Source organism: Turicibacter faecis (assembly GCF_037076425.1).
Classification (GTDB): Bacteria; Bacillota_I; Bacilli_A; order MOL361; family Turicibacteraceae; genus Turicibacter; species Turicibacter faecis.
Window position 1 is genome coordinate 30001 of the sequence record NZ_AP028127.1, and the last position, 16430, is coordinate 46430.

Consider the following 16430-nt stretch of genomic DNA (forward strand, 5'->3'; position numbering starts at 1 on the left):
AGTACCTGGAGGAAAAGAAAGAAACATCGATTCCCCAAGTAGCGGCGAGCGAACAGGGAGGAGCCCAAACCGGAGTAATCCGGGGTAGAAGGACCTTCAGAAATGACTGAACATGATAGCCGAATGGTCTGGGAAGGCCAACCGGAGGGGGTGAGAGTCCCGTAGGTGAAATTGTGTGAAGCAGGGAAGGGATCCTGAGTACGGCGGGACACGAGAAATCCCGTCGGAAGCAACGAGGACCATCTCGTAAGGCTAAATACTACCTAGTGACCGATAGTGAACCAGTACCGTGAGGGAAAGGTGAAAAGAACCCCGGAAGGGGAGTGAAAGAGAACCTGAAACCGTGTGCCTACAACTAGTCAGAGCCCGTTAAAGGGTGATGGCGTGCCTTTTGTAGAATGAACCGGCGAGTTACGATATCGTGCAAGGTTAAGTTGAAGAGACGGAGCCGAAGCGAAAGCGAGTCTGAATAGGGCGAGGAGTACGATGTTGTAGACCCGAAACCGTGTGAGCTAGCCATGAGCAGGCTGAAGGTCAGGTAACACTGACTGGAGGGCCGAACCAGGGCACGTTGAAAAGTGCTTGGATGACTTGTGGCTAGGGGTGAAATTCCAATCGAACACGGATATAGCTGGTTCTCTCCGAAATAGCTTTAGGGCTAGCCTCGATAAGAGTCTACTGGAGGTAGAGCACTGAATGGGTGACTGCCCCCACCTCGGGGTACTGATCTCAATCAAACTCCGAATGCCAGATAGATATGATCGGGAGTCAGACTGTGGGTGATAAGGTCCATGGTCAAAAGGGAAAGAGCCCAGACCGCCAGCTGAAGCCCCCAAGTGTCCGTTAAGTGGAAAAGGATGTGGAGATGCACAGACAACTAGGAGGTTGGCTTAGAAGCAGCCATCCTTTAAAGAGTGCGTAATAGCTCACTAGTCGAGTGACTCTGCGCCGAAAATGTACCGGGGCTAAACGGACCGCCGAAGCTGCGGATTGACACGAAGTGTCAGTGGTAGGAGAGCGTTCTAACAGCGGAGAAGCAGTACCGGAAGGAGCTGTGGAGCGGTTAGAAGTGAGAATGCCGGTGTGAGTAGCGAAAGATAGGTGAGAATCCTATCCATCGAAAGCCTAAGGTTTCCAGGGGAAGGCTCGTCCGCCCTGGGTAAGTCGGGACCTAAGGTGAGGCCGAAAGGCGTAGCCGATGGACAACAGGTAGAGATTCCTGTACCACTTAATAAACTGAAGGAGTGACGGAGAAGGCTAAGTTGAGCGTGTGAATGGATTCACGTGTAAGCAGTGAGGTGGTCATGTAGGCAAATCCGCATGGCGAAACATTGAGCTGTGATGCCGAAAGCCCGCAAGGGTGAAGTCAGCTGATGTCACGCTTCCAAGAAAAGCTTCTAGGGATAATTTATTAGGTGCCCGTACCGATAACCGACACAGGTAGGCGAGGAGAGAATCCTAAGATGAGCGAGAGAACTCTTGTTAAGGAACTCGGCAAAATGACCCCGTAACTTCGGGAGAAGGGGTGCTTGTGAAAGCAAGCCGCAGTGAAAAGGCCCAGGCGACTGTTTATCAAAAACACAGGTCTCTGCTAAACCGCAAGGTGATGTATAGGGGCTGACGCCTGCCCGGTGCTGGAAGGTTAAGAGGAGAGGTTAGCGCAAGCGAAGCTTTGAATTGAAGCCCCAGTAAACGGTGGCCGTAACTATAACGGTCCTAAGGTAGCGAAATTCCTTGTCGGGTAAGTTCCGACCCGCACGAAAGGCGTAACGATCTGGGCGCTGTCTCAACAAGAGACTCGGTGAAATCATAGTACCTGTGAAGATGCAGGTTACCCGCGACAGGACGGAAAGACCCCGTGGAGCTTTACTGTAGCTTGATATTGAGCACTGGTGACACATGTACAGGATAGGTAGGAGACGAAGAGACCAGGACGCCAGTCTTGGAGGAGTCGCTGTTGGGATACTACCCTTGTGTTACTGGGGTTCTAACCCGTGGCCATGAGCTGGTCAGGGGACAGTGTCAGGTGGGCAGTTTGACTGGGGCGGTCGCCTCCCAAAGAGTAACGGAGGCGCCCAAAGGTTCCCTCAGAATGGTTGGAAATCATTCGAAGAGTGTAAAGGCAGAAGGGAGCTTGACTGCGAGACCAACAAGTCGAGCAGGGACGAAAGTCGGGCTTAGTGATCCGGCGGTACCGAATGGAAGGGCCGTCGCTCAACGGATAAAAGCTACCCCGGGGATAACAGGCTGATCTCCCCCAAGAGTTCACATCGACGGGGAGGTTTGGCACCTCGATGTCGGCTCATCGCATCCTGGGGCTGTAGTCGGTCCCAAGGGTTGGGCTGTTCGCCCATTAAAGCGGTACGCGAGCTGGGTTCAGAACGTCGTGAGACAGTTCGGTCCCTATCCGTCGTGGGCGTAGGAAATTTGAGAGGAGCTGTCCTTAGTACGAGAGGACCGGGATGGACACACCGCTGGTGTACCAGTTGTTCTGCCAGGAGCATAGCTGGGTAGCTACGTGTGGAAGGGATAAACGCTGAAAGCATCTAAGCGTGAAGCCCCCCTCAAGATGAGATTTCCCATTCGAAAGAAGTAAGATCCCTTGAAGACGACGAGGTAGATAGGTCAGGAGTGGAAGTTTGGTGACAGATGAAGCGGACTGATACTAATCGATCGAGGACTTAACTAAATAGGAAAGGCAAAAACGAGCGATTATCACAGGCAGAAAGTGAAAAGAACTGAGGAATCACGAAGGTGATGAACAGTTATTGAACTTTACCACTGTGATGCGAGAGTTGCCGGACAAGAAGAAGTAAGCAGAAGATATCTAGTTTTGTGAGATTGATAAGATCTGACAGAAGGTCTAGTGATAAGGGCAAGGAGGGCACACCTGTTCCCATACCGAACACAGAAGTTAAGCTCCTTAGCGCCGAGGGTAGTACGCAAGTGCGAGAGTAGGACGTCGCTAGGCCATAAATAAAGAAAAGTACAAGTGAGCGATTATCTTCGAATAAAACTTAGCGAACACAGAAATGGCTGAAAGCCATGAGAGTGTGCGTAAGTTTATAGAGAAGATGCAAACGGTACTAGACAAAAAATGCGGGTGTAGTTTAATGGTAGAACTTCAGCCTTCCAAGCTGACTGTGAGAGTTCGATTCTCTTCACCCGCTCCAAATAGCCAATCAACATCCTTCGGGATGTTTTTTTTTAATCTTATATTAATGGACTAACCTTTATTAGGTTAGTTTTTTTATATTACAAAAACTCTAAATATGTGAAAAAATGTGCTTTTTTAAATGTTATATGATATTATTGTGGTAATAATGATATAGGAGGATGGCTATGGGACTTTCATTAGGATTAGATTTAGGAATAGGTTCGGTTGGATACGGGCTTATTGATACCGAGGATGGAACTATTTTAGAAGCTGGTGTGCGACTTTTTTCTTCTGTTAATCCAGAGAATAATCAAACGCGTCGGGGTTCAAGACAGGCACGACGTCTTAATCGTCGGAAGGTTCATCGATTAACGCGTATTGCGCATTTGTTAGAAGAGAGCGGATTTTTCCGTGGTGATGTTATGGCACTGACGCCGTATCATTTAAGAGTTAAAGGATTAAGTGAGAAGCTAAGTCGTGAGGAGTTGTACGCTGCTTTATATAACTTGGCTAAACATCGTGGAATTTCCTATTTAGAGGATGTTGAGCTAGATGAGGCGGATGGAAGTTCGTTAAGTCATAACGTTGAGTTGTTGAAGGAGTACTATCCATGCCAAATTCAAATGGCTCGATATGAGACGTATGGTCAAATTCGAGGGATTATTGAAACTTTTACTAAGGAGGGTGAACCCGAGTTATTAGTTAATATTTTCCCTACCTCAGCTTATGAAAAGGAAGCGCGAGCGATTCTTTCGAAACAAGGTGAATTTTATCCGGAAATTGATACAAAATTTGTTGAATCGTATATAAAAATTTTAACAGATAAACGCCTTTATTATGTCGGACCTGGAAATGAGAAGTCACGTACCGATTATGGAATTTATCGTGAAAATGGAGAAACACTAGATAACCTATTCGATATTTTAATTGGAAAGTGTACAGTGTATCCTGATGAACGTCGTGCAGCAAAATTTTCTTATACAGCTCAGTTATTTGATTTTCTCAATGACATGAACAACTTGTCTATTGCTGGTGAAAAGTTAACAGAGGATCAAAAACGCAGTATTTATCAGCAAATCATGTCTTCTAAAACGGTTAATATGATGAAGATTATCATGAAGGTGACAGGGTGTATTAAGGAAGATATTAAAGGATTTAGGGTCGATAATAAAGATAAACCAGAATTTCATACTTTTGAAGCTTATCGAAAGTTTAGAAATAAGATGAAAGAGGTCAATGTTGATATTACCACCTGGAGTGATGCTGACTTTGATGAACTCGCTGTCCAGCTAACGTTGAGTACAGAATATAAACAAATTGTTGAGCAAGTGAAGAAGTTAAATCTGTTATTAAGTGATGAGGCTATCGATGCGATTGCCGATTTTAGAAAGAAGAATGGGACGCTATTCTCTAAATGGCATAGTTTATCGTTAAAAGCGATGCATGAAATTATGGATGATCTATGGTCAACTCATAAGAATCAAATGCAGTTATACACTGAGTTGGGTGTGTTTAAATCGAATAAGGATCTCTATAAGGGACTGAAATATATTAAGAAAGAGATGTTGCTCGAAGAGATTTACAATCCAGTTGTTCGGAGTTCGATTAGTGAAAGTATTAAGGTCATCAATATGATGCTAAAAAAATATGGAGCGTTAGATAAAATTGTTCTTGAGATGCCACGAGATGCTAATGAAAAGGAAGAAAAGAAACGGTTAGATCAAGCGAAAAAGGATAATAAGACCCACAAAGATACCGCAATTAAAGTGGCCCAAGAGGAATATGGTTTTAGCGAAGAGGCTTATCGTCATCATCAAGATTTAAATACGAAGCTGCGTTTATGGTATGAGCAAGGAAAGTGTTGCCTCTATAGTGGAAAAACGATTAAAGTGATGGATTTAATTATGAATCCGAACCAGTTTGATATTGACCATATTATTCCTAAGTCTATTTCCTTTGACGATAGCTTAAATAATAAGGTGTTATGTTATGCGAGTGAAAATCGTTGGAAAGGGAATCAAACGCCATTCCGTTATTTTAAACGAAAACAAAATTCGCAGTGGAATTATGACAAGTATAAAAGCCAAATTGTTAAATTGTACAATGATGGAAAAGGGAAGTTGACTCGGGCTAAAATGGATTTATTATTATTCGAGGAGGATATTAATAAGTACGAAGTGCGCCGACAGTTTATTAATCGTAACCTGGTAGATACACGTTATGCTTCACGCGTTGTTTTGAATACGTTACAAGACTTTATGTCCGTTAATTATCCGAATACAACGGTTGGGGTTGTGCGTGGAAAGTTTACGGCTCAATTAAGAAAGCATTGGGGTATTAAAAAAGATCGTGATGAAAGCCATTCGCACCATGCGATTGATGCGCTAACCGTAGCATGCGTTCCATACCTCAGCCTGTGGAAGAAACAAGACATCTTTAAGGAAGAGGATATTCGTGTGGATGATTATTCAGTGACGGTGAATGAGGAGACGGGGGAAATCATTGAAGATAGTTATAATCAGTTAGCGTATCAACCCCCATTTGAAAAGTTCTTTACCGGTTTACGTCGGGTTTCACTCGAATGTCGTTATTCATACAAGGTAGATCGCAAGTTTAATCGTCAGGTGGCGGATGCGACTATTTACTCGACACGCCAAGGGGTAGTGAAGGAAACAAAAGGTGAGAAGAAGTTTGTGCTAGATCCTGATAGTAAAGAGCACTATGTGGTGGCGAAGATTAAGAATATTTATGATGACGCAGATGCGAAACGTTTTATGGATCGTTATAAAAAAGATAAAACACAGTTTTTAATGTACCATCATGATCCACAAACCTTTGCGATTCTAGAAGATGCGATAAGACAATATTCAAAAGAGAAAAATCCATTTGCGATGTATCGTGAAGAGCATGGACCGCTTCAAAAATATGCGAAAAAAGGAAATGGACCAGAAATTAGAAGTGTTAAATATTTCGATAAGAAACTAGGGACTCATATTGAGTTAAAGCAAGAACATGAAAAAAATCGAAAGGTTGTTTTACAATCATTAAATCCATGGCGTAGTGATATTTATTACAACAAGAAAGAAAATCGGTATATGGTCGCGGGGATAAAGTATGCTGATTTATCTTACCAAAAGGGAAGTGGGGAGTATGGGATATCTCTTCAAAAATATCAACAGGTTTTAAAGTCGGAGAACATTCTGTTGAGTGTTGAAGAGTTAGAAGCTATTCTTAACGGGGAATCGACGGATTCTAATTATGAGTTCTGCTTCTCGTTGTATAAAAATAATTTACTTCAATGGACGGATGAAAAAGATCAAGTGCATCAGTATCGTTTCTTGTCACGAAATTTGAGTAATTCGAATATGATTGAGGTTAAACCAATTGAGAAGTCTAAGTATGAGAAACAGGCTTTAGGAATGAAAACCTTAAAAAAAGGAATTCATGATTTTTATAAAATTGAGGTTGATGTACTTGGGTATCAGTATTTTATTAAACGAGAAAAGTTAAAATTATCGTTTAAATCTTCTTGTTAAACCTTGTGAATTATTATATAATAAAAGTGCAAGGACGCTTGCACAGTAGCTAAAATCTTAAGGATCTACTAAAATAAGGCTTTATGCCGAAATCAGCCCCCGCTTCGGGGGCTTTTTTTTGTATTTAAAAATAAAATAGGGGGTATTGGTATGAGTTGGCGTAGTGTGTTGATTGAGGATGGAGAGTGTTTAAAGTTAAAACTAGATAATTTGGTCGTGGATAAAAATAATAAGCAGTATACGTTGCCTCTTGCGGATCTTTCGGTGATTGTGGTCGATGGCCAACGGACATCGATATCGACGAGGTTGTTAACGCATTTAAGTAAATATAATATTACGTTAGTGACGTGCGATGAGTCTCATCATCCCTGTGGGATGTTTAATACGATGGTGGGACATGTGCGGGCGAGTAAGCTCATTCACCGTCAAATTGCTTTAAAAGAGGAACTTAGAGATTTGATTTGGCAACAATTGATTACATTTAAAATTCGTAATCAGTTAGCGGTCCTTGTGGAATTTGAACGAGACGATTTAGCGATTGAACGACTGAACCAATATGTTCAAGAGGTAAAAACGTATGATCGAACGAATCGTGAGGGACATGCAGCGAAGGTATATTTTAACGCCCTGTTCGGAAAAGACTTCACTCGTCAACAAGACAATACGATTAATGCATGTTTAAACTATGGGTATTCGATTATTCGTGCCCATCTTTCACGATTGGTGGTAGGGTATGGACTCTCTCCATTGCTTGGGGTTTTTCATCGAAGTGAGTATAATGCTTTTAATTTGGTGGATGATTTAATCGAACCTTTTCGACCGTTTGTTGATTATATGGTGTATAAATATTTTAAAGATGAACGTTATTTTAAAAGCGAGCATCGGCAGGCGCTCATTGGATTGATGACGAAGCGTTGTCAGTATAAGGGTGGAAATTATACGCTACAGGTGGTACTTGAAAAGTATGTGATGGATTTTGTTGCGGTATTAGAGCATGAAAACTTAGAACGATTACAGGAGCCAAGCTTGCTGGGATTTGAGGAATTAGTATGAGGTATGATGTGATGAGAATATTATGTTTTTTTGATTTACCAACGGAGACGGCGACTGAAAAGCGAGCGTATCGTCAATTTCGTAAATTATTAATTTCGAATGGATTTGAGATGTTACAATATTCCGTTTATGTGAGGACATGTCCCAATCGCGAACACGCGAAAAAGTTTTATCGGATTATTAATCAAGAAGCACCTGAGCATGGACATATTCGCCTATTAATGGTCACGGAAAAGCAATTTGAGGATATGGCGTTGATAATCGGAGTGAAAAATCACCAAGAATCAGTCATTGGAACGAATAAGGTGGTCGTCATATGAAAAATTACTCGTTTAAACATCCCTTAATGGAAAGAGTGGATCATAGAGGGGAGAATTTTATTCAACTAACCGGGTGTAACCGAAAGGCTCAGGTATACTTAAAGCAGGTGCTAGAATTTTCAGTGCTCGGTCATCGGTATAACGAACTTGAGGCGGAGTCATTGGGGAATCAAGAACTCATTTGGTACTGCGATGAGAAAGTCATTAAAAAGGGTGAGTATCACTATATTAAAATTGCTTCACGTGAAGATTTGTTGTACCAGTTAAGTGGAAGAAAGGGATCCCTACTTGCGACCTTTTTAGAGCAAGTGAATGATGGGGTCATGGTTGCCGATTATCTTGCACAAATAAATGAACTCTTAGAGCGAGTAGCTATTGAGTACCAGAGACGATGTGCAGATTACGGACTTGATTATGAATTTGAAATTAAACCCATGACGCTATCGCTACTTACTCAACAACATTTAATTGCCTATTTAAGTCATTACGGGGTATATAGTTCGGAATTTATGGAAACTAATTATTTATTAGAGGTATTTCTTAAGATTCTAAACGTTCTATTGGAACGAACGGCAACCCGTTATTTAATTTGCTTGGAACATTTATCTCAATTAATTTCTTCTGAGGAGATTGTCCGTATATTAAAGAATCTGAAACAATTAAGTGAAGATTATGACTTAATGATTGTAAATATTGGGCGGGAACCCGACGATCTTTTAGTTGAGAAGGAGGATTTAGAAGCTATTTTGATTTGTGGGGATCAAGAGTGCCAGTCTTTCTATGATTGGACAAGTATTTTGGAGTATATTGAACGACATTATCCTACTTTATTCCAATGGCGTGAAGAGGAGTTACTATTGACCTTAAAACGAGTGATTCCATATCTTTTAAGTAAAGAAGGAGTTCGACATGTTCATCGCCAGCGGGATTTAGTAGTATTTATTTTATTAAATGAGGGATTTTGTTTCTATCAGTATCATTCTGACGAAATTGATGAACTCTCCCCACTCGAAATGAATTTTTTAAGGGAAAAGCTTTATAAATTTTAAGGGCTACGTTATAATTTAATCAAGTGCTAAAGCCTTGACGATCAATTTGAGGTTTTAGTACCCTTAAGATTTTAGCTACTGTAAAACTATAGTGAGCTTTAATCATGTAAAGGAGATGTTTTAGTACCCTTAAGATTTTAGCTACTGTAAAACATGGACGATATAAATTTAAACCACGCGAAGGTTTTAGTACCCTTAAGATTTTAGCTACTGTAAAACCCAGCCATCTCCATGCTTACATCCGACAGAGTTTTAGTACCCTTAAGATTTTAGCTACTGTAAAACCAAATCGACGAGTTAGATGTCTCACTATTTGTTTTAGTACCCTTAAGATTTTAGCTACTGTAAAACTCAGGTGTTGGTTCTCGAGGGTCTTCGCTAGTTTTAGTACCCTTAAGATTTTAGCTACTGTAAAACTCAACGCTATTTGGGGGTGTAGCATGGAACGTTTTAGTACCCTTAAGATTTTAGCTACTGTAAAACAAAGTTTACCGATAACCAAATAATCCTTTTGTTTTAGTACCCTTAAGATTTTAGCTACTGTAAAACATCACGCTTAATGAATTTGAGGTTGAATTGGTTTTAGTACCCTTAAGATTTTAGCTACTGTAAAACACAGTGCTATAACTATCTTTTATTGAGATTGTTTTAGTACCCTTAAGATTTTAGCTACTGTAAAACAATACCAGGTTTCGTCTGGCTTAACATCATGTTTTAGTACCCTTAAGATTTTAGCTACTGTAAAACTTTTTCATAAATTACCCCATTTTTTCTAAAGTTTTAGTACCCTTAAGATTTTAGCTACTGTAAAACTCAAAGCCTTAAATTCATCATCTTATGTAAGTTTTAGTACCCTTAAGATTTTAGCTACTGTAAAACAGAGAGCACCAACGCCACCTAATCGTTCTGTTTTAGTACCCTTAAGATTTTAGCTACTGTAAAACAATCAAAGTCATCAAAGTTCAGCCCTGATGTTTTAGTACCCTTAAGATTTTAGCTACTGTAAAACTTGAACAATCACAGGAATTGTCATCTTGTTAGTTTTAGTACCCTTAAGATTTTAGCTACTGTAAAACCCCTCACTTGAACCGTTTAAACCCTTGTAAGTTTTAGTACCCTTAAGATTTTAGCTACTGTAAAACTTAAAATTAGAAAGGGCGTCATTATATTCTGTTTTAGTACCCTTAAGATTTTAGCTACTGTAAAACTCACTGATGAGAAATTTCGGTATTTCAGGGTTTTAGTACCCTTAAGATTTTAGCTACTGTAAAACATGGTGTATAAGAAAAAAACTGAAGCAACTGTTTTAGTACCCTTAAGATTTTAGCTACTGTAAAACGCGCATGGCAAAATCATTTGAGCAGAATCGAGTTTTAGTACCCTTAAGATTTTAGCTACTGTAAAACGATAACCCAGAAGAATCCCAATATCCGTTTGTTTTAGTACCCTTAAGATTTTAGCTACTGTAAAACGATAACCCAGAAGAATCCCAATATCCGTTTGTTTTAGTACCCTTAAGATTTTAGCTACTGTAAAACCAAAAGGTGATAAGCTAGTCACACGTTCTTGTTTTAGTACCCTTAAGATTTTAGCTACTGTAAAACAATAGAAAGAGTTGATTTTGCATGTTTGAGTTTTAGTACCCTTAAGATTTTAGCTACTGTAAAACTTAAGTACAGCAGGATTTTATCTCGGCAAGGTTTTAGTACCCTTAAGATTTTAGCTACTGTAAAACAGAGCAGTTTTTAAGTTTGCAACCCCAGGGGTTTTAGTACCCTTAAGATTTTAGCTACTGTAAAACGCGATTGTTGAAATCCAACCTCAATAATAAGTTTTAGTACCCTTAAGATTTTAGCTACTGTAAAACCAAATCAGGTGGAAACAAATTCACACAGGCGTTTTAGTACCCTTAAGATTTTAGCTACTGTAAAACAGAGAGATATATTTATCTGCATGTGGAGAGGTTTTAGTACCCTTAAGATTTTAGCTTATAAGTATGAGATGATTTCCAATGATTAGGAGTCATCTTTTTTTGTGGGGGATGTAGGAACAAATCAATGAAATGCTTGAAATCTCTAAATAAGTTACATGAATTTTATTAAATGCAGCGGGAAGTGTAAAGGATAATGGGGGGAAGACTTTGAGGTAATTGATTCTTCAGGGACTTAGGGTTTATATAATGGGAAAAGATAAAAAGTGTTTGACAATCAGATGGCAGAATGATATTATAAATGAGTCGTCAAAAAGACGATGAAAAAGAAAACAAAAAAGTTAAAAAGTGTTTGACAGAAATGGTTGAACATGATAAACTAGAAAAGTCGCCAAGAGAGGCAGATAAGAAATCTTACAAAAAAGATAAAAAAACATTTGACAGAAAAAGTCGAATGTAGTAAGATAAAGAAGTCGCCAAAAGGCGAGAGAAGTTCTTTGAAAACTAAACAGAACGTCAAGAATCATGAGCGAAAGAAATTTCGCAAGCTAAGGAAACAAACAATTATGGAGAGTTTGATCCTGGCTCAGGATGAACGCTGGCGGCGTGCCTAATACATGCAAGTCGAGCGAACCACTTCGGTGGGAAGCGGCGAACGGGTGAGTAACACGTAGGTGATCTGCCCATCAGACGGGGACAACGATTGGAAACGATCGCTAATACCGGATAGGACGAAAGTTTAAAGATGCTCCTGGCATCACTGATGGATGAGCCTGCGGCGCATTAGCTAGTTGGTGGGGTAAAGGCTTACCAAGGCGACGATGCGTAGCCGACCTGAGAGGGTGAACGGCCACACTGGGACTGAGACACGGCCAGACTCCTACGGGAGGCAGCAGTAGGGAATCTTCGGCAATGGGCGAAAGCCTGACCGAGCAACGCCGCGTGAATGAAGAAGGCTTTCGGGTTGTAAAATTCTGTTATAAGGGAAGAAAGGTGATAGGAGGAAATGACTATCAATTGACGGTACCTTATGAGAAAGCCACGGCTAACTACGTGCCAGCAGCCGCGGTAATACGTAGGTGGCAAGCGTTATCCGGAATTATTGGGCGTAAAGAGCGCGCAGGTGGTTAATTAAGTCTGATGTGAAAGCCCACGGCTTAACCGTGGAGGGTCATTGGAAACTGGTTGACTTGAGTGCAGAAGAGGGAAGTGGAATTCCATGTGTAGCGGTGAAATGCGTAGAGATATGGAGGAACACCAGTGGCGAAGGCGGCTTCCTGGTCTGCAACTGACACTGAGGCGCGAAAGCGTGGGGAGCAAACAGGATTAGATACCCTGGTAGTCCACGCCGTAAACGATGAGTGCTAAGTGTTGGGGGTCGAACCTCAGTGCTGAAGTTAACGCATTAAGCACTCCGCCTGGGGAGTACGGTCGCAAGACTGAAACTCAAAGGAATTGACGGGGACCCGCACAAGCGGTGGAGCATGTGGTTTAATTCGAAGCAACGCGAAGAACCTTACCAGGTCTTGACATACCATTGATGCCTCTAGAGATAGAGGGTTTCCTTCGGGGACAATGGATACAGGTGGTGCATGGTTGTCGTCAGCTCGTGTCGTGAGATGTTGGGTTAAGTCCCGCAACGAGCGCAACCCCTGTCGTTAGTTGCCAGCAGTAAGATGGGGACTCTAACGAGACTGCCAGTGACAAACTGGAGGAAGGTGGGGATGACGTCAAATCATCATGCCCCTTATGACCTGGGCTACACACGTGCTACAATGGTTGGTACAAAGAGAAGCGAAGCGGTGACGTGGAGCAAACCTCATAAAGCCAATCTCAGTTCGGATTGTAGGCTGCAACTCGCCTACATGAAGTTGGAATCGCTAGTAATCGCGAATCAGAATGTCGCGGTGAATACGTTCCCGGGTCTTGTACACACCGCCCGTCACACCACGAGAGTTTACAACACCCGAAGTCAGTGGCCTAACCGCAAGGAGGGAGCTGCCTAAGGTGGGGTAGATGATTGGGGTGAAGTCGTAACAAGGTATCCCTACCGGAAGGTGGGGATGGATCACCTCCTTTCTATGGAGAAAGAGACGTTCTGTTTAGTTTTGGGAGAATTTCAATTTTCCTAAGGTGGAATGGGCCTATAGCTCAGCTGGTTAGAGCGCACGCCTGATAAGCGTGAGGTCGATGGTTCGAGTCCATTTAGGCCACCATAAAAGAAAAAGAGAATGGGGACTTAGCTCAGCTGGGAGAGCGCCTGCCTTGCACGCAGGAGGTCAGGGGTTCGATCCCCCTAGTCTCCACCAAAAAGAATTGATCTTTGAAAACTAGATATCTTCTGAAGAAGAAAAGTTAAGTAATAAAGGGCGCACGGAGGATGCCTAGGCACTAGGAGTCGAAGAAGGACGCGACAAACGGCGAAACGCCTCGGGGAGCTGTAAGTAAGCAAAGAGCCGGGGATATCCGAATGGGGAAACCCGCTAGTGGTCATACGCTAGCACCGTATGGTGAATCAATAGCCATAGAGGAGACAGACCCAGGGAACTGAAACATCTAAGTACCTGGAGGAAAAGAAAGAAACATCGATTCCCCAAGTAGCGGCGAGCGAACAGGGAGGAGCCCAAACCGGAGTAATCCGGGGTAGAAGGACCTTCAGAAATGACTGAACATGATAGCCGAATGGTCTGGGAAGGCCAACCGGAGGGGGTGAGAGTCCCGTAGGTGAAATTGTGTGAAGCAGGGAAGGGATCCTGAGTACGGCGGGACACGAGAAATCCCGTCGGAAGCAACGAGGACCATCTCGTAAGGCTAAATACTACCTAGTGACCGATAGTGAACCAGTACCGTGAGGGAAAGGTGAAAAGAACCCCGGAAGGGGAGTGAAAGAGAACCTGAAACCGTGTGCCTACAACTAGTCAGAGCCCGTTAAAGGGTGATGGCGTGCCTTTTGTAGAATGAACCGGCGAGTTACGATATCGTGCAAGGTTAAGTTGAAGAGACGGAGCCGAAGCGAAAGCGAGTCTGAATAGGGCGAGGAGTACGATGTTGTAGACCCGAAACCGTGTGAGCTAGCCATGAGCAGGCTGAAGGTCAGGTAACACTGACTGGAGGGCCGAACCAGGGCACGTTGAAAAGTGCTTGGATGACTTGTGGCTAGGGGTGAAATTCCAATCGAACACGGATATAGCTGGTTCTCTCCGAAATAGCTTTAGGGCTAGCCTCGATAAGAGTCTACTGGAGGTAGAGCACTGAATGGGTGATGGCCCCACCTCGGGGTACTGATCTCAATCAAACTCCGAATGCCAGATAGATATGATCGGGAGTCAGACTGTGGGTGATAAGGTCCATGGTCAAAAGGGAAAGAGCCCAGACCGCCAGCTAAGGCCCCCAAGTGTCCGTTAAGTGGAAAAGGATGTGGAGATGCACAGACAACTAGGAGGTTGGCTTAGAAGCAGCCATCCTTTAAAGAGTGCGTAATAGCTCACTAGTCGAGTGACTCTGCGCCGAAAATGTACCGGGGCTAAACGGACCGCCGAAGCTGCGGATTGACACGAAGTGTCAGTGGTAGGAGAGCGTTCTAACAGCGGAGAAGCAGTACCGGAAGGAGCTGTGGAGCGGTTAGAAGTGAGAATGCCGGTGTGAGTAGCGAAAGATAGGTGAGAATCCTATCCATCGAAAGCCTAAGGTTTCCAGGGGAAGGCTCGTCCGCCCTGGGTAAGTCGGGACCTAAGGTGAGGCCGAAAGGCGTAGCCGATGGACAACAGGTAGAGATTCCTGTACCACTTAATAAACTGAAGGAGTGACGGAGAAGGCTAAGTTGAGCGTGTGAATGGATTCACGTGTAAGCAGTGAGGTGGTCATGTAGGCAAATCCGCATGGCGAAACATTGAGCTGTGATGCCGAAAGCCCGCAAGGGTGAAGTCAGCTGATGTCACGCTTCCAAGAAAAGCTTCTAGGGATAATTTATTAGGTGCCCGTACCGATAACCGACACAGGTAGGCGAGGAGAGAATCCTAAGATGAGCGAGAGAACTCTTGTTAAGGAACTCGGCAAAATGACCCCGTAACTTCGGGAGAAGGGGTGCTTGTGAAAGCAAGCCGCAGTGAAAAGGCCCAGGCGACTGTTTATCAAAAACACAGGTCTCTGCTAAACCGCAAGGTGATGTATAGGGGCTGACGCCTGCCCGGTGCTGGAAGGTTAAGAGGAGAGGTTAGCGCAAGCGAAGCTTTGAATTGAAGCCCCAGTAAACGGCGGCCGTAACTATAACGGTCCTAAGGTAGCGAAATTCCTTGTCGGGTAAGTTCCGACCCGCACGAAAGGCGTAACGATCTGGGCGCTGTCTCAACAAGAGACTCGGTGAAATCATAGTACCTGTGAAGATGCAGGTTACCCGCGACAGGACGGAAAGACCCCGTGGAGCTTTACTGTAGCTTGATATTGAGCACTGGTGACACATGTACAGGATAGGTAGGAGACGAAGAGACCAGGACGCCAGTCTTGGAGGAGTCGCTGTTGGGATACTACCCTTGTGTTACTGGGGTTCTAACCCGTGGCCATGAGCTGGTCAGGGGACAGTGTCAGGTGGGCAGTTTGACTGGGGCGGTCGCCTCCCAAAGAGTAACGGAGGCGCCCAAAGGTTCCCTCAGAATGGTTGGAAATCATTCGAAGAGTGTAAAGGCAGAAGGGAGCTTGACTGCGAGACCTACAAGTCGAGCAGGGACGAAAGTCGGGCTTAGTGATCCGGCGGTACCGAATGGAAGGGCCGTCGCTCAACGGATAAAAGCTACCCCGGGGATAACAGGCTGATCTCCCCCAAGAGTTCACATCGACGGGGAGGTTTGGCACCTCGATGTCGGCTCATCGCATCCTGGGGCTGTAGTCGGTCCCAAGGGTTGGGCTGTTCGCCCATTAAAGCGGTACGCGAGCTGGGTTCAGAACGTCGTGAGACAGTTCGGTCCCTATCCGTCGTGGGCGTAGGAAATTTGAGAGGAGCTGTCCTTAGTACGAGAGGACCGGGATGGACACACCGCTGGTGTACCAGTTGTTCTGCCAGGAGCATAGCTGGGTAGCTACGTGTGGAAGGGATAAACGCTGAAAGCATCTAAGCGTGAAGCCCCCCTCAAGATGAGATTTCCCATTCGAAAGAAGTAAGATCCCTTGAAGACGACGAGGTAGATAGGTCAGGAGTGGAAGTTTGGTGACAGATGAAGCGGACTGATACTAATCGATCGAGGACTTAACTAAATAGGAAAGGCAAAAACGAGCGGTTATCACAGGCAGAAAGTGAAAAGAACTGAGGAATCACGAAGGTGATGAACAGTTATTGAACTTTACCACTGTGATGCGAGAGTTGCCGGACAAGAAGAAGTAAGCAGAAGATAT

5 protein-coding genes, 3 tRNA genes, 4 rRNA genes and 1 CRISPR repeat array (1 of these 13 running past the window's edge) are annotated in these 16430 nt (G+C 43.5%); all 12 genes read left to right on the top strand.

What is annotated here, in order from left to right; translation table 11 throughout:
- Window positions 1–2689 (top strand): 23S ribosomal RNA (locus AACH31_RS00185); it begins 206 nt to the left of the window's first position.
- A 173-nt stretch (window positions 2690–2862) separates the two neighbouring features.
- A 5S ribosomal RNA gene (gene rrf / locus AACH31_RS00190) occupies window positions 2863–2971 on the top strand.
- A gap of 128 nt (window positions 2972–3099) precedes the next feature.
- Window positions 3100–3173 (top strand) — tRNA-Gly (locus AACH31_RS00195).
- Between the two features lie 169 nt (window positions 3174–3342).
- On the top strand, window positions 3343–6693 hold the full coding sequence (cas9, locus tag AACH31_RS00200) for a type II CRISPR RNA-guided endonuclease Cas9 (protein ID WP_338617721.1): 3351 nt from the start codon (window positions 3343–3345) through the stop codon (window positions 6691–6693).
- Between the two features lie 150 nt (window positions 6694–6843).
- The gene (gene cas1, locus AACH31_RS00205; protein ID WP_338617723.1) at window positions 6844–7746 is read left to right on the top strand and encodes a type II CRISPR-associated endonuclease Cas1; all 903 of its coding nucleotides are present in this window, start codon (window positions 6844–6846) and stop codon (window positions 7744–7746) included.
- Window positions 7747–7757: 11 nt separating this feature from the next.
- A complete protein-coding gene (gene cas2 / locus AACH31_RS00210) occupies window positions 7758–8066 on the top strand; it encodes a CRISPR-associated endonuclease Cas2 (RefSeq protein ID WP_237658998.1) in 309 nt (102 codons plus the stop codon).
- Window positions 8063–9115 (top strand): CRISPR-associated protein Csn2-St, encoded by a 1053-nt coding sequence (csn2-St, locus tag AACH31_RS00215; RefSeq protein ID WP_161832900.1) that lies wholly within the window; start codon window positions 8063–8065, stop codon window positions 9113–9115. Before cas2 ends, csn2-St begins: the two co-directional genes overlap by 4 nt.
- A 51-nt stretch (window positions 9116–9166) precedes the next feature.
- Window positions 9167–11048: a CRISPR direct-repeat array (repeat unit 36 nt; unit sequence GTTTTAGTACCCTTAAGATTTTAGCTACTGTAAAAC).
- Window positions 11049–11346: 298 nt separating this feature from the next.
- Window positions 11347–11505, top strand: a complete 159-nt coding sequence (locus AACH31_RS00220) for a hypothetical protein (RefSeq protein ID WP_338617725.1) — start codon at window positions 11347–11349, stop codon at window positions 11503–11505.
- A gap of 103 nt (window positions 11506–11608) precedes the next feature.
- A 16S ribosomal RNA gene (locus tag AACH31_RS00225) occupies window positions 11609–13124 on the top strand.
- A 61-nt stretch (window positions 13125–13185) separates the two neighbouring features.
- Window positions 13186–13261: transfer RNA gene (locus AACH31_RS00230), tRNA-Ile, on the top strand.
- Window positions 13262–13278: 17 nt separating this feature from the next.
- Window positions 13279–13354 (top strand) — tRNA-Ala (locus AACH31_RS00235).
- 44 nt (window positions 13355–13398) lie between these two features.
- Window positions 13399–16292, top strand: a 23S ribosomal RNA gene (locus AACH31_RS00240).
- The 16S and 23S rRNA genes sit together here with 2 tRNA genes alongside, the layout of an rRNA operon.
- The last annotated feature ends 138 nt before the right edge of the window (window positions 16293–16430 follow it).

Bases quoted from the DNA above. Each gene is read 5' to 3' on its own strand.
- cas2 (WP_237658998.1), top strand. From the start codon at position 7,758: ATGAGAATATTATGTTTTTTTGATTTACCAACGGAGACGGCGACTGAA.
- AACH31_RS00220 (WP_338617725.1), top strand. From the start codon at position 11,347: ATGAGTCGTCAAAAAGACGATGAAAAAGAAAACAAAAAAGTTAAAAAG.
- cas1 (WP_338617723.1), top strand. From the start codon at position 6,844: ATGAGTTGGCGTAGTGTGTTGATTGAGGATGGAGAGTGTTTAAAGTTA.
- csn2-St (WP_161832900.1), top strand. From the start codon at position 8,063: ATGAAAAATTACTCGTTTAAACATCCCTTAATGGAAAGAGTGGATCAT.
- cas9 (WP_338617721.1), top strand. From the start codon at position 3,343: ATGGGACTTTCATTAGGATTAGATTTAGGAATAGGTTCGGTTGGATAC.